Genomic DNA, 23820 nt, shown 5'->3' with positions numbered 1-23820 from the left:
ATGACCAGCCCCACCCCCACCAACCCGCACACCGGCGACCCGGGCAAGACACCCCTGGGTGTTGCCGCGATCGGCTACGCGTTCATGGGCAAAGCCCATTCCAACGCGTGGCGGAACGTGGATTCCTTCTTCGATGTTCCGGCCTTCGAGCAGAAAGTGCTCGTGGGCCGGGACCCGGACCAGGTCGCCGAAGCCGCCGCCAGGTACGGGTGGGCCGAGTCCGCCACGGACTGGCGCTCCGTCCTGGAACGCGACGACATCCACATCGTAGACATCTGCGCGCCGGGCTGGATGCACGCCGAAATCGCCATCGCCGCCCTGGAGGCCGGCAAGCACGTGCTCGTGGAAAAACCCCTCGCGAACACCCTGGCCGAGGCCGAAGCCATGACCGACGCCGCGCGCGCCGCCCGCGCGCACGGCATCCAGTCCATGACCGGCTTCAACTACCGCCGCGTGCCGGCCCTCGCCCTGGCGAAGGAACTCATCGCCGAAGGCAGGCTCGGCACCATCCGGCACGTCCGCGCCGCGTACCTGCAGGACTGGCTCACGGACCCGGACTCCCCCATGACCTGGCGGCTGAACAAGGAAAGCGCCGGATCCGGGGCCCTGGGAGACATCGCCTCCCACGCGATCGACCAGGTCCTCTTCCTCCTCGGGGACAGCGTCACCGAGGTCTCCGGCCGGCTGCACACCTTCGTGGACAGCCGCCCCGGCCCGCACGGCCCGGAACCGGTCACGGTCGACGACGCCGCCTGGGCCACGCTGACCCTCGCCTCCGGGGCCCTCGCCTCGGTGGAAGTCTCCCGCATGGCCACGGGCAGGAAGAACTCGCTCACGATGGAAATCTACGGCGACAAGGGCTCGCTCCTGTTCGACCTGGAAACCCTCAACGAACTGGGTTTCATGGACGCCACGGTGCCCGTCAGGGAGCAGGGCTTCCGCCGGATCCTCGTCAACGAACCCGAACACCCCTACATGGCCGCCTGGTGGCCGCAAGGCCACGTCATCGGCTGGGAACACACCTTCACCCACCAGATCCGCGACTTCCTCACAGCCATCAACACCGGGACCCCGCCGTCGCCGTCGTTCGAGGAAGGACTCGCCGTCCAACAGATCCTGGCCGCCATCGAAGAATCCGCCGACGCCAAGTCCGCCATCATCCAAGTCGCCGGCCACTAACCGTCCCTGAAAACCGCCGGCCTTCCAGCCTGCCCCCTTCCCCGAAAATCCTGCTAGGAGAAACAGGACGAACCCGCTATTCAAACCACAACTACTTCGACCCCACCGGCGCTCAGCCGTTCAACCACTTGCGCAGGCACTGCCGCGTCAGTCACTAGTATGTCGATCGACTCCAACGGACACACTGCGGCCATGGCCGAGCGGGAAAACTTGCTGCTGTCAGCAACCAGAATCGTCCTTCTGGAGGCATCAATGATGGCTCGCTTAACGGCAGCATCATGGAGATCGTGCGCCATCACACCATCTTCCGGAGATGCGCCGCACGGCGAAATGATTGCTGTGTCGAACCGAACGGACCGCAGTGATGCCTCCGCCAGCGGTCCCGTGATCGATCCCTCATCATGGCGGACCGACCCGCCGGGCGTGATGAGATTGATGTTGGATTTTCCAAACAAGGCGCCGATCGCCTGGACTGAAAACGGCATCACAGTGAGCCTGGTGCCGACGAGGACACGGGCTATCTCAACGCAGGTCGTACCGCTATCGAGGGCCACGGCCTCACCGTTCCGGACCAGTTTGGCAACTGCGGCCGCTAGAAGTTGTTTGGTTTCCGCCACTTCGATTTCCCTCATGGCGTACGGAAGTCCCTCTCCGAGCATCATCATGCTCACCGCACCGCCGCGTGTCCGCCGTAAGACGCCGGCCTGGGCAAGGTATTCCAGGTCCCTGCGAATGGTCACGCCGGAAATGCCGAGCTCCTCGGACAGCCCTGCCACGTCGACCTTCCCATCCCTGTTCAGTCGCTCCAAAATGCGCTCGTGCCGCTTGGTTCCATTCATGATCAAATGATAACGCTATTATGATCAAACGAAAGCTGATGGCGTCTATTAGCAACCTGGGTCTCCATACCGCGAGTCGCCGGCCCTATTTGAAGGACTTCTAATGGCTGAATCTCTCAGCAACATCTCCCCCCAACTGCTGCGGGCACGTTTGGGTGTTTTCGGAGCATTCACCACCGTGGGCTTCCTCACGGCGATTTGGTTGGTAAACATCCCCGACATCCAGCAACGCACGGGAACGTCCCATGCTGTTCTCGGCGGACTGATCCTTTTGCTTGGTCTCGGCGCCCTCATCTCCATGCAGTTTGCAGGGGTTCTGATCAAGCGTTTCGGCAGCAGAACTCCGACCCTGATGGGCCTTGGCCTTCTGCTGGTTTCAGTGAACCTTCCCGGCATGGCTTCAGATGCCCTTAGCCTGGGCATTGCGCTCTTCATTTTTGGACTCGGTCACGGCCTGACTGACGTGGCGATGAACCAGCACGCCGTGGTGGTCGAGCGTGGGTATCGTCGGCCCATCATGTCCGCGTTCCACGCGTTCTTCTCGCTCGGCGGTGCCCTGGGTGCGGTAGCCGGGGCTGCTGGCCAATCGATCCACCTTCACGTGTCATGGATTCTACTGGGCGCCGCCCTGCTGGGTCTGGGTGGTACAGCTTGGTCGGCATTCTCGATGCTTCCGAAAGCCTCCGAAGAGTTGCTCGATTCAGACCGAGACTCCGCTACTTCGGGTGAGACGGCGTCTTCAAACAATCCAGCGGAGCCCAGGCGCGGGCGAATGCTGGCACTGGCACTTCTTGCGTTTTTGGTACTGCTCTCCGAAGGTGCGGCTAATGATTGGAGTGCCCTTCAAACCGTTGAGCATTTGGGCGAACCGGAGGCGGCAGCTGCGCTGGCATACGGGGCCTTCGCTGCGGCGATGACCATTGGACGACTCGTTGCGGACCGTATTTCGCATGCGATCGGACCCGTCAAGGTCGTGAGATTCGGATCTCTCATTGCCGCAACCGGAATGCTTGTCGTGGTGGCGTCTCCTTTCTATCCCGTGTCCCTCTCCGGGTGGCTGCTCTTCGGCTTGGGACTCTCAGGGATCGTTCCCCAGGTTTACACTGCGGCCGGGAGCATCGGCAGGTCGGACGCCGGCAAGACGCTTTCCCGCGTTGTGAGCTCCGGTTATGTCGGGCTCCTAGCGGGCCCCGCGATCATTGGATGGCTCGGCGGGATGCTCGGCCTGACCACTGCCTTCTTGCTACCGTTCCTCTTTTGCGTCGCCGGAATATTCCTCGCATCCACGCTGACTACGGGTAAGGAAGGGCCGGCGGAGCCTGCCCTCGCTGTGAGTAGGGACGCGGAAAGCTAGGGCGGACCCGGCATTGGCGGCTATCAACCACGCCGCCCGGGGCGATGGACGTGCGGTAGTGCGCAGTGCAGGCAGGAGCGGGACGATAAGGATCGTCGTCGACCCTTGGGCCTGATGACCCGCGAGGCGGCCTGGTGTGGGCGCGTTTCCGCCGTGGACTCCGTCAGTGCAACTGCTGCTTCCAGCCAGCCGGGACGCGTGAGGCTGGGCCTGGAACGCCTTGATCGAGCGGGTGATGCGCCGGTGGTTCGAGTTCCGGTCCGGCGAAAAACTCGGACTTCGGATAGTTGAAGAACCAGTCCTCGCCCGGTTCGAAGCTGCGGATGACCGGATGGCCGCTGGTTTGCGCATGGGCCGTGGCGTGTTGCCCCGGCGAGTTGTCGCAGCAGCCGATGTGTCCGCACTGGGCGCACCGGCGCAAATGCAGCCACCAGCCTCCGTTGGACTCGCATTCGACGCAACCAGGTCCGCTGGGTGGAATCGAAACGTCGATTCCTTGTTTTGCATTCATCGCGGCTTTCCCTCGAATTGGAGTGCCTTTAGACCACCCACTACTCTACGCTCCGGCCATTCCGCGCCGAAGGAGTGGCCGAGCGCCGGCTGCCCCGCGACCCCGCCTGTTGGCCTCCTCGTGAGCGCTGCCAACGGGCCGGATCCGCCTCCAAAGCGGCCCGGTCCCAGTGTCCCGTCTCCGCAGCCGCTTCGTAGGTGGATTGCAGGAACCGCAACAGCATCTTGTCGGGGTCCGATGCCGTGCGGACGCTCTCATACGGGAGGAGGTACAGCCTGCCGTCATTGTTGTAGGTGGCGCCGTCGACGTCGTTCACATATTCGGCGTAGCCGGCAGGCTCGGGATAGGAGTACGCATAGAAGGCTCCTTCGTCCCCTCCCCCGGGCCAAAACCCGCAGCTGCTTAGCTCGTGGGAATAACCCTCCACCATCACCCAGTCGGCGCAGTTCGGGACTCCTCCGGGGTGCGTGGGCGCGTCCCGTCCGGAGAACCGGGCGTACGCCAGGTCCATGCCTCCCCAGAAGAAGTGGACGGGACTGGTCTTGCCCCTGAACCGGGACCTGAATTCGTTCAGGACCCGGTCCGACTGGACCAATTGCCGCCAGAACAACTGGCTAGCCTCAGGATCGTAGGAAGCATGCTGATGGTCCTCGGCGAAGGGTATGGCCGGGTCCACCTCGTTCGGGATGCCGCGGATGGACGCCTCGATACCGAGCCGGTCCAAGGCTTCGAATACCTCGGCGTGGAATTCGGCCACCGACTTGGCTTCGAGGACGACGAATGCCGAAGTTCCGTTGCTCGAGCGGATGTGGAGCCGATGGTCAAGGAAATCGAATTCGATGTCATAGGCACCTCGGCCGTACGGGATCATTGATGTCGTCAGTCCACGCGGCGTGACGTATAGCGTCACCTGCCACCAGTGGTTCAGCATCGGGGCGTGCGCCATGCGGATTTTTCCGACGATCTGGATCCACATGTGCACGGTCTCCCGGGTCGGGGTCCAATCATCGACCCGAAGCCGTGGCCATCCAGGGTGAGCCATCTGACAATTCTGCCACCTTAGCGCCAGAACCGCCGGGGTCTCCGTCCCGACGGCGGAGGCGCGTAGGCTCTGCACTATGACAATCAACGCTTCATCCGACCGTGTCCGAAGACGGGGCGGCTGGCTGCCCGAGCGACAAGACGACCTTGAGGAATGGATTGCCGGCCACAGGGAACGGGTGGAGGCGCGGGGCGAAGACGCTGCTCTGCATCCCGTGATCGTGGAGTTCAAGGAACTGATCGCCAGCGATCCGGTTGTCCGCCTTTACATGACGGAGATGATCGAGCAGGTTCCTAAATCAAAGCCCTACCGCAAACGGCATCTCACGAGCGTTGACCAGATGCTTCGGCTCATCAACGAGGTCCTGACGACTGCCCCCGAGTTCAGCGAAGGCGGCATGGTCACCACGCCGTTGACAGCGATCCTCGATTGGACCATGGGAACCGAGGCCGGGTTCGCGGCTCACCGCGATCCCCGGATCATCGCCATGTTCCGCAAAATACTGAATGCCTGGTCCGAGTTCCTGAGCAGCGAGGACTCGCTTTATGTGCTCAACGACTCGCCATCCGGGTGGATGTCGGAGAACGCGCGGCAAGTTGTCGGGATGGACGACTATGAACACGATCCCCTTGCCGAGCACTGGGGCTTCACGTCGTGGAACGATTTCTTCACCCGCAGGCTCACTTCGACCTCAAGACCGGTCGCTGCACCCGATGACAACAAAATCATCGTCAGCGCCTGCGAGTCGACCCCATACAAAATAAGCGCCGACGTCCAACGCCAGAGCCGGTTCTGGGTCAAAAACCAGCCCTACTCACTCCAGGACCTGCTCGCGCGGGACGAGGCGGTGGATCACTTTGTGGGCGGAACTGTGTACCAGGCGTTCCTAAGTGCGCTCAATTATCACCGGTGGCACGCTCCCGTCGCCGGAACGATCGTGCGGGCGTACGTCAAGGACGGCACGTACTTCTCCGAGGCAGACTCCGAGGGGGCCGACGCCGTCGAAGCGACCCTCTCCCAGTCATATCTGGCCCATGTCGCTGCCCGCGCGATCATCCTGATCCAGGCCGACGACCCCGTCATCGGTCTCATGGCGGTGATCCCGGTAGGCATGGTCGAAGTCTCCTCCTGCGTCATCGATCCGGAGATCGTCCCGGGCCACCACGTGAACAAGGGGGACGAGCTGGGGTACTTCCAGTTCGGCGGCTCGACCGAGTGCCTCGTCTTCCGACCCGGTGTTATCGACCAGTTCGCTCTCACCGCTATCCCCCAACCGCAGGATCCGAACGCACCCCTCGTGCGGGTCCGGTCGAAGCTTGCTACGGCTAGAGCTGAGCAGAATGCATGATTTGGCCAGTCGATGATAAGGCTGCTTACTATTAGGCGCAGGAAATGATTAGTCGAGGCGATGCGGAGGAAGAAATGAGCATGCACCGCCTGGATGATTTCAAGGCGAGCAAAGCCGTGCAGTTCGGGAGGGATGCACCGGCTGACGACGTCCAGCGCCTGTTGTCCCAGGTCGAAGAGCGGATAGGCGACGTCCCGGCGTTGCTGGCGCTGGCGGAGGTGACAGGCCGGACGGCACCGGACCCCGGCGCAGGAGGGACGGTCCGGCTGTGGGAGATGCTGGCGTCGCTGGCGGCAGTCGACGTCGCTGCTGCGCGCGTGTTCGAACCGCACCTGGACGCCGGCGCAATCCTGAAGCAAGCAGGACAGCAGGCCCTTTTCGACGGCACATGGGGGGTGTTCGCCGCCGAGGGGCCGGGTCACGTTCTTGAGGCGCGCGCGCACGGGCAATCCGCGACCACAGAGGCGGGTGTGACGCTTTCCGGCTCGAAGCCGTGGTGCTCCTTGGCGGGCCATCTCGACCATGCAATCGTCACCGCGAAGACGCAGTCGGGCAGTCGCCAGGCATTCGCCGTCGACCTGCGCTCCCCGGGAGTGCAGGTGGAAGAACCGCTCTGGATTAGCCACGGGCTACGCGAAATTCCCAGCGGGACGGTGCATTTCACTGATGTCCCCGCTGTCCCCGTCGGCGAGCCGGGCTGGTATTTTGAGCGACCGGGCTTTGCCTGGGGAGGCATCGGCGTCGCCGCTTGCTGGCTGGGCGGTGCCGTCGGCCTGGTCCGCACGTTCAAGGACGCCCTTTCGCGGCGGGAGCCGGACCAGATCGCGCTTTCCGGGCTTGGCGAAGCGGACCGTTTGCTCGCTTCCGGATTCGAGCTGCTCCGCGGCGCGGCGGCCGGGATCGACGGCGGCACACCCGGCGTTCGCGAAGACTGCAACGGCTCGTGGGCGCACGCGCTGCGGGTCAGGGGAAACGTGGCTGCCATCGTGGAAAGTATTCAGGGAACTGTCGGTGAGAACCTGGGTCCGGGCCCACTTGCCCGGGATGAGCGGCATGCCAAGCGGGTTTCCGACCTTCGCCTCTACATCCGGCAACATCACGGCCAGCGCGACGATGCCCAACTCGGTTCCCTGGTCCTGAAGGGGAAAAGCACATGGTGACCTTTGCACATGCTGACGCAGGTACGTCCGAGGACGAGTGGCTCCAAGCAGGCGTGGACTTGCTGCCCGAGCTCCCCCTGGACGATGCCGAACTGGCCGGGCGGACCGTCGTCGTTCTCGCTGCCCATCCCGACGACGAGACGCTCGGCGCCGGTGGCCTCATCTCCAGGCTGGTGGACGTGGGCGCCGCTGTCCGAGTGGTGCTGTGCAGCGCAGGTGAGGCCTCGCACCCGCACTCCCCGACCACCACCCCTGGCGAGTTGGCAACGCGGAGGCTGCAGGAGTTCGAGGAGGCAATGGCGGCGTTCGGCTTGGGCGGCGGCTGGACATTCCTCCGGCTCCCCGACGGTCAGCTTGGACATCACCGTCCTGCAATCAGCGACGGCCTGCGGGCTGCTGTCAGGGATGCGGCCGTACGGGACCCTGCCGTAGGCACCCAACCCTCGGACGTGGTGCTGGTTGCCCCACTGCGAGGGGACGGCCACAGCGATCATGATGTCGCCGGTTCGGTTGCCGCGCAGCTGGCCGAAGCAGGGGGTTACGGGCTCCTCGAATACCCCATCTGGTACTGGCTTTGGGCCAGCGTAGCCGACGGGCGATGGCGCGGTTGGGTGCGGTCGGAACTGACGGCGCGCGGCCGGGAAGCCAAGTTCGCGGCATTGCAGGCCCACCGGTCACAGACGGAACCGCTTTCAAGACAGCCTGGTGACGAAGCACTCCTGCAGGAGGGCTTCGTCGACCATTTCCGGCGGACGTGGGAAACATTTGCGTGGACTCCTCCTTCAGGCAGCAACACAGCGGCGGATGCCGAGCGGGTATTCGACGCCGTACACCTCGCATCCGGCGACCCCTGGGACTATGCAAGCAGTTGGTACGAGAGGCGGAAACGCGCGTTGACCATGGCGGCGCTACCTAACCCGCGCTACGCCCGGGGCCTCGAACTGGGCTGTTCCACTGGAGTGCTGAGCGTCGAACTCGCCCAGCGCTGCGAGCAACTCGCCTGCGTGGATGCCAGCAGCCAGGCCCTCGCGTCGGCAAACGCACGACTTGCAGACAGCCCCGGCGTCACGACGGCGCACATGACGGTGCCCGCCCAATGGCCCGATGGCCGGTTCGACCTCATTGTCATCTCCGAGGTGGGCTATTATTTGAGCCCCGCCGAGTTGGACGCTGTGCTCGACAAGTCGGAGGATTCCCTCTTGCCGGGTGGGACGTTGGTGATGTGCCATTGGCGCCGGCCGATTTCGGGCTGGTCGCTGGATGGGGACAGCGTCCATGCGGCCGCGCGGGCGCGCCTGCCGTGGCCTTCCAACGCGATCTACCGGGAGAAAGCCTTCATTCTTGAGACGTTCGTCTCGGCCGCGCCTGGAAGCACCGATGCCCGCGCTTAGCCTTGAGGGCAGCACCCGGCCCCTTGATGGAAATCTGCCCGCACACGTTGGACTGTTAGTGGGCAACATCACCCATGTCGCCGTCGTGGTTCCGGCCCGTAACGAGGCCGAGCGCATCGGACCGGCGGTCCGCGCTATATGCCGCGCCGCCACCGAGCTGCGCTCGGTGCGGCCCGACGTCGAGATCGGCGTAGTGGTTGTGTTGGACGCGTGCGACGACGGTACAGGAGAAGCCGCCGTCGACGCCGCCGCTCCTGCCGGGTGCCTCAGCGTCCTCGAAGTTCGGCTCCACAGTGCAGGGGCCAGCAGGGCGGCCGGCATCCGCGCCGCGCTCGCCGCTACAACCGCCGCCCCTGAGCAGGTCTGGCTGGCCAATACCGACGCCGACTCCATGGTTCCACCGCATTGGCTTTGCGGCCAGGTGGAACTCGCCGAGTCCGGGGCCGACGCGGTGCTGGGCACCGTTGAACCGGATCCCGGCGAACTGGACGGGAGCCTGCTTAAGGCGTGGGCGCGCAAGCATCGCTTCGCCGAGGACCATCCCCACGTGTTCGGGGCGAACTTCGGCGTCCGTGCTTCGCACTACCTCCGCGTCGGTGGGTTTGAGCCCGTGCGCATCCACGAAGACCGAATTCTGGCGGAGCGCCTCCGGCGTGCTGGGAGTGCCGTGGTCGCAACGGACACCCTGAGGGTCGTCACCTCCAGCCGCCTCCAAGGCCGGGCACCCCATGGCTTTGCCGGTTACCTCCGTGGCTTGGGCGACGCTTTGGCCCCGCCCCCGGACGCAGTGTTGGAGACTGGATGAGGAGTGCCCGGATTGGCTTTGGATGGACCGCCCGGGGTGGTGCGATGGAGCAGGGCCAACGCCCGCGTTAGCGATATGTCCGCCCGGGCGACGATTAGGGCCGTCAGCAAGGCAGCCGCCACGTGCGTGTCCAGCATCAAATCCGGTGAGTGCCCGGCAGCGACGGATGGCGTCGCGGCCAGCTGCCCAGGCTGCCATCCTGACCCTGCATGCTGATGTTGGGCCGGCGCAACAACCGAGAAGGTCCCCGAGAGCCGGTCGAAGGCCAGATGCAGGACCTGTTGGGTCACGCCGCAGAGAACGAGCAATAACCAACTCGGAAGGTTTACCCGGGCGAGCAGCGAAGCGCACATACTCAGCAGAGCAGTGAGCGCGATCAGCACCGGGACCCCGGGAGACACGCCACCTGAGACGAGGTGGGCGACCAGGCCCAGTCCGACCGCCGCCGGTCCGACTTCCCACCCCGGGAATCTGGGACGTCGAAGGGACCTCTGCTCATCCACGCTGCCCTCTCCCTTGCATCGTTGGACGGGTTCTGCTCTCCTTCATGGTGCCGCCGTTTCGCACCTGAAGGAAGACTTTCCGGCCGTTCAAGGCTTCTTCAACGCCGCTCGGACCGATACCTCCGCATACGCGTCGGCGCGCCGCGTAAAGTAAGTAGGGTGACCGTGAACCGGCTAATGGACAGCTCACGGGTGATTTTCGACGCCGTGGACAACTGCTCCACCGTCGTGATGGGCCTCGCGTACCAACGCGCAAAGGGCCGGGCGGAGCTCGTCTCTACAGCCGGCGTCATCTAGATTGGGGCAGCGGAAAGTGTGACACCATTTGCTCCATGGTTCGTAAAGTTGCATACCAAGGAGAGCCCGGCGCCAACTCCAACATCGCCTGCCTACAGATGTTCCCAGCCATGGAGCCAGTCCCGTGCCCCAGTTTCGAAGATGCTTTCGAACTGGTGAAATCCGGCGATGCGGACCTCGCCATGATTCCGATCGAAAACTCGATCGCCGGGCGGGTTGCGGACATCCATGTCCTCCTGCCCGAATCCGGATTGCAGATTGTGGGCGAACATTTTCTCAGGATCCGATTCCACTTGCTGGGCATACCCGGAAGCACCCTCGAACAGGCGCAAGAGGTGCACAGCCACATTCATGCCCTCGGCCAGTGCAGGAAGCTGATCCGCTCACTTGGGCTGAAACCGGTAGTCGCCGGCGACACGGCCGGTTCCGCACGGGAAGTCCGCGACTGGAATGACGCTTCCAAGGTCTCGCTGGCGCCTCCGCTCGCCGCCCAGATGTACGGGCTGGATGTCTTGGCTGAAGACGTCGAGGACGACGCCACCAACACCACAAGGTTCGTCGCCCTGTCCAGGGAGCGGCCGCGGCAAACCCGCGACGAGTTGCCCGGGCCCGTGATTACCAGCTTCGTTTTCCGGGTTCGGAACGTACCCTCGGCCCTGTATAAAGCTCTGGGCGGTTTCGCAACGAACGGCGTGAACATGACGCGCCTGGAAAGCTACATGGTGGGTAACGAGTTTGCTGCGACCACGTTCATGGCGGACGTTGAAGGGCACCCGACCGACACCCCCTTGCGCCAAGCGCTCGAGGAGCTGGAATTCTTCACCGATGAGGTCAGGGTTCTCGGCGTATATGCTGCTGCTCCTTACCGAAGCCTGGGCTTCAGCGGTTCCGTCAATCCAGCCACAACGCCTGCCGCCACCCCAAAGACCACGCTGTCGCTTTAGCGGCTACCCGTGCCCGCTACACGCACTCCGGGCGATACGTCGGATCTGCGGGGCCGCTGCGGGCGACGGCGCGATGAGGCCTTGATCTTCACATTGCTACTCGCCGCGGAAAGCGGCGAGACCTACTGTGGAGCTATGGACGCCACAGCAGCCCACGCCTTTGCGAATCCGCCGGTCTCAGTCCACCGGCCCACCACTGCCGTTGAAGACATCATCACCCTCGCGGCCGGCGTTTGGCTCCTCACCGGAACCTATGTTGACGGCTGGGCTCACAACAACCTCAGTGATCTCGAGACGTTCTTCACTCCGTGGCACGCGATCCTCTACTCGGGGTTCGCTGCCTGCGCCGTCTGGATCGCCGCCCTGACCTGGCGCCGGCACGCCCCCGGCGCGCGGTGGACGGAAGCGATCCCCGCCGGCTACGGGGCCGCGGCAGCCGGGGTCCTCCTCTTCCTCGTCTCCGGGGCGGCCGACTTCGCCTGGCATTCGGTATTCGGCATCGAGCAGGGCCTCAAGGCGCTCTTCAGCCCGTCCCATCTGGGGCTCGCGACAGGCGGCTTCCTCATCCTCAGCGCGCCCTTCTCCTCAGCATGGCACTCACCCCAGCGGTCATGGCCGCAGCTGATACCCGCCGTCGTGAGCGCCATGCTCTCCGGTATGGTTGCGGCATTCATTCTGCAGGAGTTCGCGGTCTTCGCGCGCCATGGGCTCATCCAGACATACAGCGGCGCCGGCGGGGCGCAACCCGCGGTGACGAGTCCGACGTCGTCGAGCGTCATGGTTTCTTTGGCATCGTTCTTCGTCTCGACTGCCGTGATCTTCGTGCCCGTCCTCTTGCTGTCGCTGCGCTGGCGCCTGCACGCCTCGGTGCCCGCGGCCATGGCACTGCTCCCCTCCATATCCCTGCAGATCATGGTCGCGTTGCGGGACGTCTGGCTTGTGCCGGTGGCCCTTGTCGGTGCCGTCCTCGTCGCAGTGCTGTGGGCGGCGGCGCGACCCACGCCGGACCGCCGCGCAAGGCTCATCACCGCGATAGGCCTCTCCCCCGTCGTGTTCTGGGCCCCGTACTTCGCCGGGGTGGCGCTCCACGACGGAACGCTTAGCTTCTCCCCTGAAATTTGGGGCGGGACGCTCGCATGGACCGGACTCGAAATGCTCGCCGTCGCCGCGCTCACGCTAAAGGTGCGCGCCACAGCAGGCACCAGCCCGCTTTCACCAGCCCACTGACTTGTCAGCGGCGCCGATCATATCGCAGGGCTGATGTCCCCTCACTGACGGAGTACGAGAGCGTCGAGCAATCGTTTCACCGAGCCGCCGAGATTCCAGTCGGTAGCGAGACGCTCGAGTTCAAGGCGCGAGTCTCCGACGACGGGACGCAACAGCGCTCCCGCCTCATCGAGAGTGGGCAGCGGGAGGTCGCGCACGACCTTCACAACAACGGGAGCAACCGCCAGATAATCGGCGGAGGCGGCGAGTTTCGACCTCGCGGGCGCGGACAGCCCGCTGCCTGGATCGATCGCGGCCGCGAGCAACGCGTCCAGGGTCCCGTACGTCGCCAGCAATGACGCCGCGGTCTTTTCGCCGATCCCAGCGACGCCCGGCAGCCCGTCGGAGGAGTCGCCGCGAAGCGTCGCGTAGTCGGCGTACTGTTCCGGCAACACGCGATACTTGCCGACGACCACCGCATCGGTCACGATCTCGAGGTTCCGCAGGCCTTTCGCCGTGTAGATGACCCGGACCTGGCGGGCGTCGTCGACCACCTGGAACAGATCGCGGTCACCCGTCACGACGTCGACAGGAAGCTTCGCGTGGCTGGCGTAGGTGCCGATGACGTCGTCGGCTTCATGCGAGGCAGCCCCGACGACGGCGATCCCCGCTAGGCGGAGGACCTGCCGGATCATGGGAACCTGCGCCTGCAGCGCGTCCGGCACCATTTCGACATCGGGAGCACCCTCTACCGCTTCGGCGACCCGGTGCGACTTGTACGTCGGGATGAGATCCACCCGCCACTTCGGACGCCAGTCATCATCCCAGCACGCCACCAGATGCGTCGCCCCATAGTCGGAGGTGAGCCGCGCGATCATGTCCAGCAGGCCGCGAACGGCGTTCACCGGGGTGCCGTCGGCGCGCCGGATCGAATCGGGCACGCCGTAGAAGGCCCGAAAGTACAGTGAGGCCGTATCCAGGAGCATCAGGCGGTGGGTCATAACCGATCCTTACATCCAAGAACCCGCAAAGGGCGGAGCGTGGGTCGGACGGTCGTCATTTTTTCTCCTTGACCACCACTTCGGTGGTGTCGCGCTGGGTGGCGGCCCAGCTGGCGAGGACTTTCAGGGCATCCTCGGAGGGGGTCCCTCAACGGCCCACCGGGTTTCCTCTTCGATGAGATCGGCGTTGATCCGTGCGCCGGCCATGACGCCTTCGGCCGCCGCGGTGATCACTTGGGCCATCAAATTCGAGACATTGCCCGCTGCATACACACCCTGGACGGCAGTCGCACCGGTAAGGTCGGTCTCGATGAACCGCCCCACCCCCATGGGGTGCACCTGAGTACTCAGCCCGAGCGATTCCACGAGGGCGGACCTAGCCTCCATCCGTGTACTGACAGCCAAGGCCTGTATGTCGAAGGAGGAGCCCTGGCGCAGCGTGAGGCCCGTGAGGACACCGTCGACCGCGTCAACAGAGGCTACGGCGCCGTTGACGACGGTCACGGACCGGGCGCGGAGCTTGTCCCACTCTTCGTTGGTGGGGTCCACGGTGTCATTGAGGAAAAGAGCGATGTTTGGGGACCATTGCCTGAACATCAGTGCCTGATGGACCGACATCGGACCGGTGCCCAGCACGCCGATTCGCTTCCCCCGGATTTCCCAGCCATGGCAGTAGGGGCAATGCACAACACCCTGCCCCCATTGCTCCCGCAAACCGTCGATGGGAGGCAGCCCGTCAGTCAAACCCGTGGTGACGAGGAGGCGCCTGGCGGAGAAGCGGCGGGCATCTCCGAGCATCACCTCGAATCCATCGGCGGTCCGCCGTGCCGAAACGGCTTCGCCGTCAATGACCGTTCCTCCGTAGGAGAGCACTTCGCTGCGTCCGATGGACAAAAGTTCCCCGGGGCTCATACCGTCCCTCGAAAGATAACCGTGCACACCCGCCGCAGGCGCGTTGCGGGGCGTTCCCGAATCGATGACCAGCACCGAGCGCAGCGCGCGGCTCAGCGTGGTGGCCGCGCTGAGCCCCGCAGCCCCGCCCCCGATAATCACAACGTCATACCGTGTGGTGTCCATAATGATTTGCCCTTCGTCGTGTAGTGAAAGTCCGCCGTCACCTTCTTTGGGCGGCTAAACCAGCTTCCATCGCATGGAAAAAGCTGGCAAAATATTTTGCTGTTATGGCAAACTTGGGTAATGGCAAATGAGCTGGACGATGTTCTCGGAGCTGTCGGACCCCGGCTCCGGGCACTCCGCACGGAGCGGGATCTCACCCTTGGAGAGGTGTCCTCCGCATCGGGGGTATCGGTTAGCACCCTGTCCCGACTGGAATCGGGCCAACGCAGGCCGAACCTCGAAATCCTGCTGCCCTTGGCAAGGTTGTACGGCGTTCCCCTTGATGATCTGGTCGGCGCTCCACCCACCGGGGATCCAAGAATTCACCTGCGGCCCATCACGCATGGCGGCATGACGGCTGTTCCCCTCACGCGCCGGCCGGGCGGTTTGCAGGCCTTCAAGATGGTGCTCACCGGTGATGCCCGTGGAGCCGAGCCCGATCCGCGGGTTCACGAAGGTTACGAATGGCTTTACATCCTCAACGGACGGCTACGCCTGGTGCTGGGCGACAAAGACTTTGAACTCCGCCCTGGCGAGGCCGCGGAGTTCGACACCCACACACCGCACTGGTTCGCCAGCGCCGACGGAAAACCCGTCGAATTCATCAGTCTGTTCGGACAGCAGGGCGAGCGGATGCACGTCCGCGCCCGCCCCAAGCCCTCATAACCGTCATGCCCCTCAGGCGGTGCGTGCCTGTCAAACTGTAAGTCCAAGCCTCGATCAAACAAGGTGGACCAAGTGCCGGGCGAATCCCAACAGACGAGCGGGCCGCTTATAACGCCCCGGACGGGTCTTGCGCGCCAGGTCTCGGTACTCCTGGGTCTCCTCGCTCTCTCCTACACGGTGTCTTTGCTGGGGTCCATGGCCATCCTTGGCAATGCCTCCGGCTGGTACGCGACCGCCAACAAAGCTCCCTGGACGCCGCCGGGCTGGGTTTTCGGTTCGGTCTGGACGGTGCTGTACACGGCGATGGCCGTTGCTTCGTGGCTTGTCTGGCGCCAAAGGTCGTCCAAAACCCGTGGAGCCATGACGGCGTACGGCATCCAGATGCTGCTCAACCTAGCGTGGGCGCCCACCTTTTTCGGCATGTACCCGGTATGGGGCGACGCCGCACTCTGGCTTGCCTTTCTTCTCATCGCCGCGTTGGCTCTGGCCGTGACAGCCACCGTCATCCTGTTCGGCCTTATCAACACGACAGCAGGACTGCTTATGCTGCCCTACATTTCCTGGATCGTGTTCTCGGCCAGCCTGAACCTCTATGCCGCAGCCAACAACTAACGATGAGGAGTAACAGTGAAAGCCGTCGTGTACGAAAGGACAGGTCCGTCGTCGGTGCTGGTTCTGCAGGACAGGCCGCTGACATCGCCGGGACCGGGCCAGGTCAGAGTCCGGGTGGTGGTGTCGGGAGTCAATCCCACCGATTGGAAGTCCCGGGCCGGGAGCGGGACCGGAAGCAAGCTGGAGGCACCGAAGGTGCCCAACCAGGATGGCGCCGGCGTTATCGACGAGCTCGGGCCCGGCGTGACGGGGTTGTCCGTCGGAGATCGCGTTTGGCTGTGGGACGTTGCCTGGGGCAGTACCGAGGGCACAGCCCAGGAGTACGTGGTGGTGCCGGCCGCGCAGGCCGTTGCACTTCCGGACACGGAATCCTTCGACACGGGCGCTTCCCTGGGGATTCCGGCGTTGACCGCGCATCGTGCGCTGACCTCCAAGCAAAATGGTCCGGCCAGGCTCTCCCCCGGATCTTTGGAAGGGCACGTGGTGCTTGTCACCGGAGGCGCAGGGGCGGTCGGGCACGCTGCCATTCAGCTCGCCCGCTGGGCTGGGGCAACCGTCATCACAACCGTGAGCGGGGAAAGGAAGGGTGAACTTGCCCGGCAGGCCGGCGCAGACTACGTGATCAACTACCGCACTGACAATGTTCCGCAGGCAGTTTCACGGGTGGCCCCCACCGGCGTTGATACGATCGTCGATGTCAACGCTCCGGCGAACATCGGCACTGACCTCGCTGTGCTGAAGGCCGGCGGAACCATTTCCATTTATGCTGCTGCACCCGGTGAATCCCTGGCCATTCCCATTCGCGAGAGTATGGCAAAAAACGTTCAATACCAGTTTGTCCTCACCTACACCGTTACGGATCAGCAAAAGAGCGCGGCCGTTGCCGCCGTCACCGAAGCACTCAAAGCAGGGGTATTGCGTGTCGGCAATGAACACGGGCTGCCTCTAACCCGTTTTCGACTCGAGGAAACCGCCGCAGCGCATGACGCCGTGGAGCAAGGCTTCGTCGGAAAGATCCTGATCGACGTGTCCGCGCCCTGAGCTCGCGATCGAACTCGAGATCGGCGAAAATCCCTGCATCACTTGAAGTTCGCCGCGTCGAGAGCGGCCTGCAACGAGGTGAGGTAGCCCTGGCTCGTGTAGGTTGCACCTCCCACCGTGTCCACGTTGGCTGATTGGCTCGATAGCACCTCGGATTTGAGCATCGGCACGGCCTGCTGGTCGATTTCGCCGGACAAGGACCCGACATCGGTCAGCTGCAGCGGCACGACGTCGGTGATCTTGCCGCGGGTTATCACCGCTTGGACCTGCACTGTGCCGTACCGGGTCTGGATCTGGCTGCCGTCGAAGGTTCCGTCTTTGGCGCCCGCACCGGCCGGCCCCGCTGGACCGGGGCTGGTGCCGGCCGCCGTCGGGCTGCCCGGTCCGGAAGTCGTTCCGGTGCCCGACGGCGGATTGGCCGCCTTCCCCGTGGCTGAGCCCGGGGTGGAGTCTGCCTGGTTTCCAGCTTGCCATCCAATCAGGAGGACGGCGGCGGAAGCGAGGCCGGCGAGTAGAGCGCTACGGGCTCTCACCAGCTGAACCTTTCGTAGTGGATCCGGAAACGGGGTACGCCCGCCCGCTTTGCGTCCTCGACCACCAGGTCGGTCCAGTCGCGCGGGCCGCACACGAACACGTCGGCGCCCCGGACATGGGGAACGATCGTGGACAGGCTCATGCAGTGGCTGGCCTCACGGGCCGGCAGCCAGCTATCGGGGCCCCTCTTCGGCCGGCGCCCCAGCAAGACGTAGAGGGTTGCAGATTTCCTGGTGCACAGGTTCTGGAGCTCGCGGTAAAGGTAGAGCCCCTTCTCGTCCGGCGCCCTGACGATCACGGTCATCTCGCCGGGAGCGAAGTCGCCCTGCTCGAGCAGGGAGATGATCGGGGTAATTCCGATTCCGGCTGCGACGGCGACCGCCCGGCGGGTGGTGCGGGCCCGGTCCGTAAAGAGCCCGTAGGGCCCCTCGATGCTTACCCTTGTACCGATCCTGAGGGAACCCAGCTCGGCGGTCCCGCCTCCCAGCTCACGCACAGTCACTTTCAGGCGAAGGATCCCCGGAGCCGCCGAGAGCGAGAAGGGGTGGGCGTGCCACCACAGCCCGCGCGACCAGAAGCGCCAGATGAAGAATTGGCCGCCGCGGACCTTCAGATCCGCCAGGGAACGTCCGGTCATCTCGATGGAGTACACACCGGGCGCCTCAGGAACGACATTGCTGACCCGAAGGTCGTGGCGCAGCGTCCGCAACACGGGAATGATGAACCGATAGATGAGCAGTGCGGCGGCGACCCCGAAATAGAGCGCCAACCAGTAGTAGCGCGCCCACGTTCCGTCAGCCAACAATTGCCCGGTGCTGAACTGGTGCGGCAGGGCTGCGAGCACCGCGGCGTATGCAAGGAAGTGGACCACATGCCACGCTTCGTAGGAGAGTTTCCGCCGGACAAGAACCAGTGAGGTGATCACGACGACCGCCAGTAGCGCGTACCCCAGATAGGCGGCTTTCATGTCCGGTAGCGAGTTGAACATGTCCCAGACCTCTGCAACGACATTCAATCGCGCCGTCGCCGCGTAGCCGATCCAAAGCAGCAGCACATGTGAGGAAATGAGGTAGAAAACGGGCTTGCCCAGCCGTTGGTGGACGAGCAAGGCACGGTCGTGGCCGAAAGCCCGGTCAATGACCGGGAGCCTCGCAGCCAGAAGGAGCTGGATCAGCATCAGGTCGGCCCCCACGAGTCCGGCGATGATGCCGACGGCGGTCAGAGCGCCCGGGACGGTCTTGAATTCCACCAGTCCGCTATCCGCCAGGAACAGCGCCAGGACAAGGGCTACCGACAACCAGACAATCGTCTCCAGCAAGTCGGCCAAACGAGCCCGGCGCAGATAGCGCGTCCGTTGTGGCACCCTCCGTTGACCGGCCGTCCGGCCCGTTGTCCCGGCCCGGGCGGTCATTTGCTCTGTCCCAGGGTGGCCCATGGTCTGTTCATGTTCGCAATGCTAGGTTCGCGTTCTTAGAACATTCTTCGAAGCCTGGAAACCAAGGCGCGAAACAACGAACCAGCCACAGGAGGGTTCCCGCGCTTTCCTCGGATCATCGGCAGGCGCACAATGATGACTGCTCCCGCGGCTTGAGTCCCTATTTCCACCCGGCCTCCGTGCTGGGCGGCCACTTCAGCCACAAGCGCGAGCCCGAGACCGTAGTGGCGCGGCCCGGTACCGTCCTCCGGTGCAACCCCGGCAGGCGCTGCAGTTGCGAACCTTTCGAAGGCCCTAGGCTTGACGTCGTCGGAAAATCCGGGACCGTCGTCGCTGACCGTGATGACAAGGGTCCTCGAGTCTTTGGAAACGCCCACCTCCACGCGAGACCGGGCGAAACGGACCGCGTTGTCCAGCAACGCCACAAAAAGCCGGCGCAGCGCCGTCGGCGCGCCGGTGATCCGCATTGGGCCGTCGATTCCGCTTCGTTCAACCGTGATCCCGCGGCGCGCGGCAGAAACCGAAAACGATTCGACGACGTCGTCCGCCAATGCCACGACGTCGACGTCCGTAAGTTCGATCTGCCGCGAATCCGCTGAAATGAGCAGGTCTTCGAGCAATCGAGTCAGCGAGCGCGAATCTTCGATCATGGCGTCCACTTCCGCGTCAATGTTTCCCGGCGGCTCGTGCACTGGAGAAGATGCCACGCGGCGCCGCAGCATTTGCGCTCGCATACTCAGCAGAGTCAGCGGCGTGCGCAGTTCGTGGCTTGCGTCGGCGACAAATCGCCGCTGCCGGTCGAGGGCCTCGGCCATGGGCCGCATGGTGCGCCGCGCCAACCACACCGCCAATAGGCTGGCCACCACCACTGCTCCCCCGCAGGTCAGCAGCAGGGCAACGCCCAGCCGGTTCAGTTCCTCCAGATTCTCGTGACGATCGAATACCGCCTGGACGACCCTGCCCCCCGAATCAGCGGTACGAACGGTGTATGAGCGGCCCCCCATCGAAACGTCCTCCTGGGCGGCGACTCCGCTGGCGGCGACAGCCTCGATAGCCTTCAAATCCGGCAGCCCTGACGGCATCCCCGGGGAGACCGTCAAAGTGCCTTGGTTGGAGATCGCCAGCCAGGTTCCAGCTGGCGCGTCCACGATCGAATCTACGTGCTCGGTGGCGGTCGTCAGCAAGCGCCGGGCTGCGGTGGCCTGGCTCGTATTGACAATCAACAGCACCGATCCCGCAATCGCCACCAAAAGCAGCACCAGCAAAGCGCCGGTCTGCAGGGCCAGTCGCCAAGAGGACCGCTGCAGCTCGTCCTCGGCTTGACCCTTCATGCGAGCGTACCGATCCTGTAGCCGACGCCATGAATCGTCCGCACGCTGCCCCGTCCCAGCTTCCGCCGGAGGTAATGGACATAGGTATCGACCACCCCGGCTTCTTCCGCGTTCGGAAACACATACTCGAGAATCTCGTCACGGCCGAACACCCGGTTCGGCCAACGTGCCAGTTCCTCCAGTAGGGCGCTCTCCCTTTCGGACAGCACCACGACGGAACCGTCAGGGCGGATTACGCTGCGTGATTCCAGGTCAAAGCGACCACCAGTGATCCGCAGGGTCGTGGCGGCGGCGATATGCCGGCGTCGTAAGGCACGCAAACGCGCCAGAAGTTCATCAACGTCGAAGGGTTTGGCGAGATAGTCCTCTGCACCGGCGTCGAGTCCCTCCACCCTGTCTGCGGGATTGCCCAGTGCGGAGAGAATGAGGGCTGCGGTCTCGACGCCTTCCCTGCGCAGTCTCGCCAACAGGTTCAATCCGTCCGTTACCGGAAGGCCCCGGTCCAGAACCAGCACGTCGAATTCCCCGGTCAGGGCAAGGTGGAGGCCTTTTTGCCCGTCCGAAGCGCTGGAAACTTCGTAGCCTTCGCCGACAAACAACTCTTCCAGCATCGCACGAAGCTGCGCGTCGTCCTCGACCAAAAGAACGCGCGGCTTCATCTCATTCATAGTCGGAGTATAGGCGTCGGAGCTGGGGCCGACGGCTGAAGGCAAACCGGGCGGTCCCGTCCGGATGGGCGCAGCTACCCCGGCCGACTGGGCCCGCCAGTGGTCGTCACGATCTCCTCAACCGCCGGGATCGCCGGCGCGGAATTCCTGGCCTAGACACTTCGTCCACGGTTGACGAAGAACATGATCACCGCGACCACGAGCAGGATCGGAGCGATCCACAACAGGAAGCCGACAGCCTTCACCGTGCCGCCTATGATGAACAAAACGATCGCTATCACAGCCAGGATCCACAGCAACGCGCTCATTACCATTACCTCCCAAATTGCGGTTCTCGAACAGCCCCGGGCTCGGCGGCTGGCCTCAATCTACTCCGCGCGAAACAGGGTTTCCAGTGACACGCTGCGGCCCCGGAGCCGTTGGCGTCGAATGATTCGCAGAAGGCGTAAATGGCGACCTGCTGCGCAGGTCAGACGCCTTCCTGCGGGTCGCTATTTTCCTTGCGCAGTTCCTCGGTAAGGGATTCATCAGCGCCGTTCTTGTCGGCTTCCGAGTAGCGGCGCAGCCTGGGATGTCCGGTGCCCTGATCAGCATCCGGGTGCGCGTTCGGTCTCCCGGCATCTCCATCGCTGTCCCCGTCAGCGGCCTCAGCGTAGGTGCGGATCCTTTCTGGACGGTAGTGCTCATAAAGACGGGCCTCCTCTTCCGGACCGGGATGTCCGCCTGGATCTATGAGCGGGGCGTCCTTGACCTCATCCTTGCCATGCTGGACGACGAGGTCATTGCCCTGGACCCAGGCCCCTTCCAACGGGACGAACGATTCCCGCAGGCCAAACAGCCCCGTCTTCACAGTGATCCAACTGGGTTCACCGGTATCTCCATCGAGGAAGAACTGGCCAATACCCCCGATCTTCTCCCCGTCCCGGCTCAGCACGTTGCCGTTGCCCCGAAGCAGGGCGTCGATGTGTTCCTTTGCGATCATGGTTGCTCCTCTCGAAGACCCGTTTTAGTCACTCGGGGATACCTCAGTCGTTAGGCCGCGGTCATCGGCAGAAGCCCGGTTCTGCTCTTCTGCCGGACCGGGCGGATCTTCGGAGCCGGTCTCCGATGGCTCACCGGCACCTGTCTCGGCGAGCGGCATATGACCGCCGGATGGGCCCTTCTCGGCGGTCGTCGAACCAATGGGATCCCTGGAAACCGGATCTGTATCGTTTTGGACGCCATCCTGGACCGGAGGGTCAGGGTTGTTTTTTTCAGTGCTCATCTTAATCACTTCCGTGAGGGGCCATGTTCCAGCCTGGGAAATCAGCTCCCGGGTTCTCCGGGTTCGCATCGCGCGTGTGCCGCTCTTGTACGCGCTCTTCGCTCATGTGCCCAAAGTAGCGCCGCACGCACATGCTGTCGAGATCGCCTCGGTGGCAAAATCACGGAAAACCACGCCCCAATTTCGGCCTGGGCGCTTCTCCCGTATCTCCCTCCACATCCAACCAAAATCCGGCTTGCCATTATCTGGCTGCAGTGCTATAAGAAATATATACCAGCCACCATAGATCGGCTGGGTGACAACAAAAGCTGCGATCTGCAAGGAGTGACACACCATGCTGATGCGAACGGACCCGTTCCGTGAATTCGACCGGCTGACCCGTCAGGTATTCGGAACGACGGCACGGCCGGCAGCCATGCCGATGGACGCCTGGCGCGAAGGCGAGGACTTCGTGGTCGCCTTCGATCTGCCAGGAGTCAACGTGGACTCGGTGGACATCGACGTCGAACAAAACGTGCTGACCGTCAAGGCCGAACGCCCGGACCCCGTCGGCGAGGGCACGGAACTGATCGCCTCCGAACGCCCCCGCGGCGTCTTCAGCCGCCAGCTCATCCTCGGCGACGCGCTGGACACCAACGGTGTCAAGGCAAGCTACGACGCCGGGGTCCTGACCCTGCGCATCCCGGTGGCGGAGAAAACGAAGCCGCGCCGCATCGAAATCGAAACAGGCGGAAAACAGCGCCAGGAGATCAGCGCCTGAGCAGAGGCAACCGCCCAAGAGCGGGGCGCCGGACCTGAAGTTCTCGCCTATGCTAACCCGGCAGTGCGCGCGGTTGTTCCGTCAGATACCGGATGAGCCTTTCGGCCCGGGCGAGGGGACGCGCCAATGCCCGGTGTCACCCTGTGCCGGGCATTGGCGCAGCTACCGCCGAGAGCGTCTTCCAGGAAATCGCCCTCGTCCCCATCGTAGGCTGCCGAAAGGGCCGGCGCTTGAGTACCGGCTACCTGTTTTCTCCCGCGTATGCGCATTTTCTCGCGCGGATACGCCCGACCGTGTTACTGATGCCGTCGAATGTAGGATTCCGGGTCCAGATCGTGGCCAGTGATCCCTCCCGCATGGCCCGCTTCAAAGGCACAGAAGGCCAATCCGATCGCATGCCGGAGGTCCAAACTGGCATGGCGACGAAAATCGCTCAGCCCTTCGCGCTCTTCCTCCGCCATGTGGTCACCGTTTACTTCATTCACTTTCGCGATTGCGAGCCACCAATCTGCGGAGCCGGTTTCGTAGGCGCCTACATTTGTGATCGCGTCCCGGATCTCGTTGTGGTCATGAATTGCGTCGCTTGTCTCGCCCTCCGAAGAGTCCTTGCCACCAGCTCCCTTGCCTAGCGAAAGCAGCTCCGGGTAGAACAACAGCTCTTCAGCCTTCGCATGGACCTCGAGGAGTATACGTAGCCGTGACCAGACAGCATCGAGGTCCGAAGCTGACGCATCGCGCATCTCGTCCAGGAGCGCAAACATACGACGCTGGTCGTGATGATCGTTGAGAATCACATCGGTAATGTCCATAACG

General features: G+C 63.8%; 26 protein-coding genes. 13 read left to right on the top strand and 13 right to left on the bottom strand.

The window, feature by feature from the left end; all coding sequences use genetic code 11:
- Positions 1 to 1179, top strand: coding sequence for a Gfo/Idh/MocA family oxidoreductase (locus AB0O52_RS08440; protein WP_364536067.1), 1179 nt, complete (start codon positions 1 to 3; stop codon positions 1177 to 1179).
- 80 nt (positions 1180 to 1259) lie between these two features.
- Here AB0O52_RS08440 and AB0O52_RS08435 read toward each other — a convergent pair whose 3' ends face one another.
- Positions 1260 to 2018: a DeoR/GlpR family DNA-binding transcription regulator gene (locus AB0O52_RS08435; RefSeq protein WP_364536064.1), complete on the bottom strand. Its 759-nt coding sequence runs from the start codon at positions 2016 to 2018 to the stop codon at positions 1260 to 1262.
- A gap of 103 nt (positions 2019 to 2121) precedes the next feature.
- Between AB0O52_RS08435 and AB0O52_RS08430 the strand changes: the two genes are divergently transcribed.
- On the top strand, positions 2122 to 3372 hold the full coding sequence (locus AB0O52_RS08430) for an MFS transporter (protein WP_364536061.1): 1251 nt from the start codon (positions 2122 to 2124) through the stop codon (positions 3370 to 3372).
- A gap of 163 nt (positions 3373 to 3535) precedes the next feature.
- Here the strand turns inward: AB0O52_RS08430 and AB0O52_RS08425 are convergent, their stop codons facing one another.
- Entirely contained in the window at positions 3536 to 3883 is a 348-nt protein-coding gene (locus tag AB0O52_RS08425) for a UBP-type zinc finger domain-containing protein (RefSeq protein ID WP_364536058.1), read from the bottom strand.
- Between the two features lie 40 nt (positions 3884 to 3923).
- Positions 3924 to 4925, bottom strand: a complete 1002-nt coding sequence (locus tag AB0O52_RS08420; RefSeq protein ID WP_364536055.1) for a DUF5996 family protein — start codon at positions 4923 to 4925, stop codon at positions 3924 to 3926.
- A 76-nt stretch (positions 4926 to 5001) separates the two neighbouring features.
- On the opposite strand from AB0O52_RS08420, the gene AB0O52_RS08415 reads away from it, so the two are divergent.
- From AB0O52_RS08415 to AB0O52_RS08400, 4 genes are all read left to right on the top strand, one after another.
- Positions 5002 to 6273: a phosphatidylserine decarboxylase family protein gene (locus tag AB0O52_RS08415; RefSeq protein WP_364536052.1), complete on the top strand. Its 1272-nt coding sequence runs from the start codon at positions 5002 to 5004 to the stop codon at positions 6271 to 6273.
- A 74-nt stretch (positions 6274 to 6347) separates the two neighbouring features.
- Positions 6348 to 7433, top strand: a complete 1086-nt coding sequence (locus AB0O52_RS08410; RefSeq protein WP_364536049.1) for an acyl-CoA dehydrogenase family protein — start codon at positions 6348 to 6350, stop codon at positions 7431 to 7433.
- Complete coding sequence (locus AB0O52_RS08405) at positions 7427 to 8824, top strand: bifunctional PIG-L family deacetylase/class I SAM-dependent methyltransferase (RefSeq protein ID WP_364536046.1); 1398 nt, start codon at positions 7427 to 7429, stop codon at positions 8822 to 8824. The genes AB0O52_RS08410 and AB0O52_RS08405 overlap by 7 nt, the downstream gene beginning before the upstream one ends.
- Positions 8811 to 9629, top strand: coding sequence for a glycosyltransferase (locus AB0O52_RS08400; protein WP_364536043.1), 819 nt, complete (start codon positions 8811 to 8813; stop codon positions 9627 to 9629). Before AB0O52_RS08405 ends, AB0O52_RS08400 begins: the two co-directional genes overlap by 14 nt.
- Here the strand turns inward: AB0O52_RS08400 and AB0O52_RS08395 are convergent.
- The gene (locus AB0O52_RS08395) at positions 9566 to 10132 is read right to left on the bottom strand and encodes a hypothetical protein (protein WP_364536040.1); all 567 of its coding nucleotides are present in this window, start codon (positions 10130 to 10132) and stop codon (positions 9566 to 9568) included. The two genes, AB0O52_RS08400 and AB0O52_RS08395, sit on opposite strands and share 64 nt — an antisense overlap.
- Before the next feature lie 159 nt (positions 10133 to 10291).
- On the opposite strand from AB0O52_RS08395, the gene AB0O52_RS08390 reads away from it, so the two are divergent.
- The 3 genes from AB0O52_RS08390 to AB0O52_RS08380 all read left to right on the top strand — a co-directional run bounded on the left by AB0O52_RS08390 (position 10292) and on the right by AB0O52_RS08380 (position 12600).
- A complete protein-coding gene (locus tag AB0O52_RS08390) occupies positions 10292 to 10429 on the top strand; it encodes a hypothetical protein (protein ID WP_364536037.1) in 138 nt (45 codons plus the stop codon).
- Positions 10430 to 10464: 35 nt separating this feature from the next.
- Entirely contained in the window at positions 10465 to 11373 is a 909-nt protein-coding gene (locus AB0O52_RS08385) for a prephenate dehydratase (protein WP_364536034.1), read from the top strand.
- A 135-nt stretch (positions 11374 to 11508) separates the two neighbouring features.
- Positions 11509 to 12600, top strand: a complete 1092-nt coding sequence (locus AB0O52_RS08380; protein WP_364536032.1) for a hypothetical protein — start codon at positions 11509 to 11511, stop codon at positions 12598 to 12600.
- Positions 12601 to 12641: 41 nt separating this feature from the next.
- Here the strand turns inward: AB0O52_RS08380 and AB0O52_RS08375 are convergent, their stop codons facing one another.
- Both AB0O52_RS08375 and AB0O52_RS08370 read right to left on the bottom strand, forming a co-directional pair.
- Complete coding sequence (locus AB0O52_RS08375; RefSeq protein WP_364536029.1) at positions 12642 to 13580, bottom strand: 5'-3' exonuclease; 939 nt, start codon at positions 13578 to 13580, stop codon at positions 12642 to 12644.
- Positions 13581 to 13703: 123 nt separating this feature from the next.
- On the bottom strand, positions 13704 to 14657 hold the full coding sequence (locus AB0O52_RS08370; protein WP_364536026.1) for an NAD(P)/FAD-dependent oxidoreductase: 954 nt from the start codon (positions 14655 to 14657) through the stop codon (positions 13704 to 13706).
- 120 nt (positions 14658 to 14777) lie between these two features.
- Between AB0O52_RS08370 and AB0O52_RS08365 the strand changes: the two genes are divergently transcribed.
- The 3 genes from AB0O52_RS08365 (at position 14778) to AB0O52_RS08355 (ending at position 17015) form a co-directional block, all read left to right on the top strand.
- Positions 14778 to 15362, top strand: a complete 585-nt coding sequence (locus AB0O52_RS08365) for an XRE family transcriptional regulator (RefSeq protein ID WP_364536023.1) — start codon at positions 14778 to 14780, stop codon at positions 15360 to 15362.
- A gap of 72 nt (positions 15363 to 15434) precedes the next feature.
- Positions 15435 to 15974 (top strand): TspO/MBR family protein, encoded by a 540-nt coding sequence (locus AB0O52_RS08360; protein ID WP_364536020.1) that lies wholly within the window; start codon positions 15435 to 15437, stop codon positions 15972 to 15974.
- A 15-nt stretch (positions 15975 to 15989) separates the two neighbouring features.
- Positions 15990 to 17015, top strand: coding sequence for an NADPH:quinone reductase (locus tag AB0O52_RS08355; RefSeq protein ID WP_364536017.1), 1026 nt, complete (start codon positions 15990 to 15992; stop codon positions 17013 to 17015).
- 38 nt (positions 17016 to 17053) lie between these two features.
- On the opposite strand, the gene AB0O52_RS08350 is transcribed toward AB0O52_RS08355, so the two are convergent.
- The 6 genes from AB0O52_RS08350 to AB0O52_RS08325 all read right to left on the bottom strand — a co-directional run bounded on the left by AB0O52_RS08350 (position 17054) and on the right by AB0O52_RS08325 (position 21965).
- A complete protein-coding gene (locus tag AB0O52_RS08350) occupies positions 17054 to 17548 on the bottom strand; it encodes an FMN-binding protein (RefSeq protein WP_364536015.1) in 495 nt (164 codons plus the stop codon).
- Positions 17545 to 18867 (bottom strand): ferredoxin reductase family protein, encoded by a 1323-nt coding sequence (locus AB0O52_RS08345; RefSeq protein WP_364536012.1) that lies wholly within the window; start codon positions 18865 to 18867, stop codon positions 17545 to 17547. Before AB0O52_RS08345 ends, AB0O52_RS08350 begins: the two co-directional genes overlap by 4 nt.
- A 152-nt stretch (positions 18868 to 19019) precedes the next feature.
- Positions 19020 to 20315: a HAMP domain-containing sensor histidine kinase gene (locus AB0O52_RS08340; protein ID WP_364536009.1), complete on the bottom strand. Its 1296-nt coding sequence runs from the start codon at positions 20313 to 20315 to the stop codon at positions 19020 to 19022.
- The gene (locus tag AB0O52_RS08335) at positions 20312 to 20983 is read right to left on the bottom strand and encodes a response regulator transcription factor (RefSeq protein ID WP_364536006.1); all 672 of its coding nucleotides are present in this window, start codon (positions 20981 to 20983) and stop codon (positions 20312 to 20314) included. Before AB0O52_RS08335 ends, AB0O52_RS08340 begins: the two co-directional genes overlap by 4 nt.
- Positions 20984 to 21135: 152 nt before the next feature.
- Positions 21136 to 21291 carry a hypothetical protein gene (locus tag AB0O52_RS08330; protein ID WP_364536003.1) on the bottom strand — a complete coding sequence of 52 codons (156 nt, stop codon included), beginning with the start codon at positions 21289 to 21291 and terminating at the stop codon, positions 21136 to 21138.
- Positions 21292 to 21452: 161 nt separating this feature from the next.
- A complete protein-coding gene (locus AB0O52_RS08325; RefSeq protein ID WP_364536000.1) occupies positions 21453 to 21965 on the bottom strand; it encodes a PRC-barrel domain-containing protein in 513 nt (170 codons plus the stop codon).
- Positions 21966 to 22581: 616 nt separating this feature from the next.
- On the opposite strand from AB0O52_RS08325, the gene AB0O52_RS08320 reads away from it, so the two are divergent.
- Positions 22582 to 23007, top strand: a complete 426-nt coding sequence (locus AB0O52_RS08320; protein WP_364535997.1) for an Hsp20/alpha crystallin family protein — start codon at positions 22582 to 22584, stop codon at positions 23005 to 23007.
- A gap of 296 nt (positions 23008 to 23303) precedes the next feature.
- Here AB0O52_RS08320 and AB0O52_RS08315 read toward each other — a convergent pair whose 3' ends face one another.
- A complete protein-coding gene (locus AB0O52_RS08315) occupies positions 23304 to 23816 on the bottom strand; it encodes a hemerythrin domain-containing protein (protein ID WP_364535994.1) in 513 nt (170 codons plus the stop codon).
- Between the last annotated feature and the right edge of the window lie 4 nt (positions 23817 to 23820).

The sequence above is a fragment of the Arthrobacter sp. NPDC080073 genome (assembly GCF_040686575.1).
Classification (GTDB): domain Bacteria; phylum Actinomycetota; class Actinomycetes; order Actinomycetales; family Micrococcaceae; genus Arthrobacter.
Note: the sequence above shows the minus strand (reverse complement) of the source record. Positions and strands in the feature narration are given on the sequence as shown.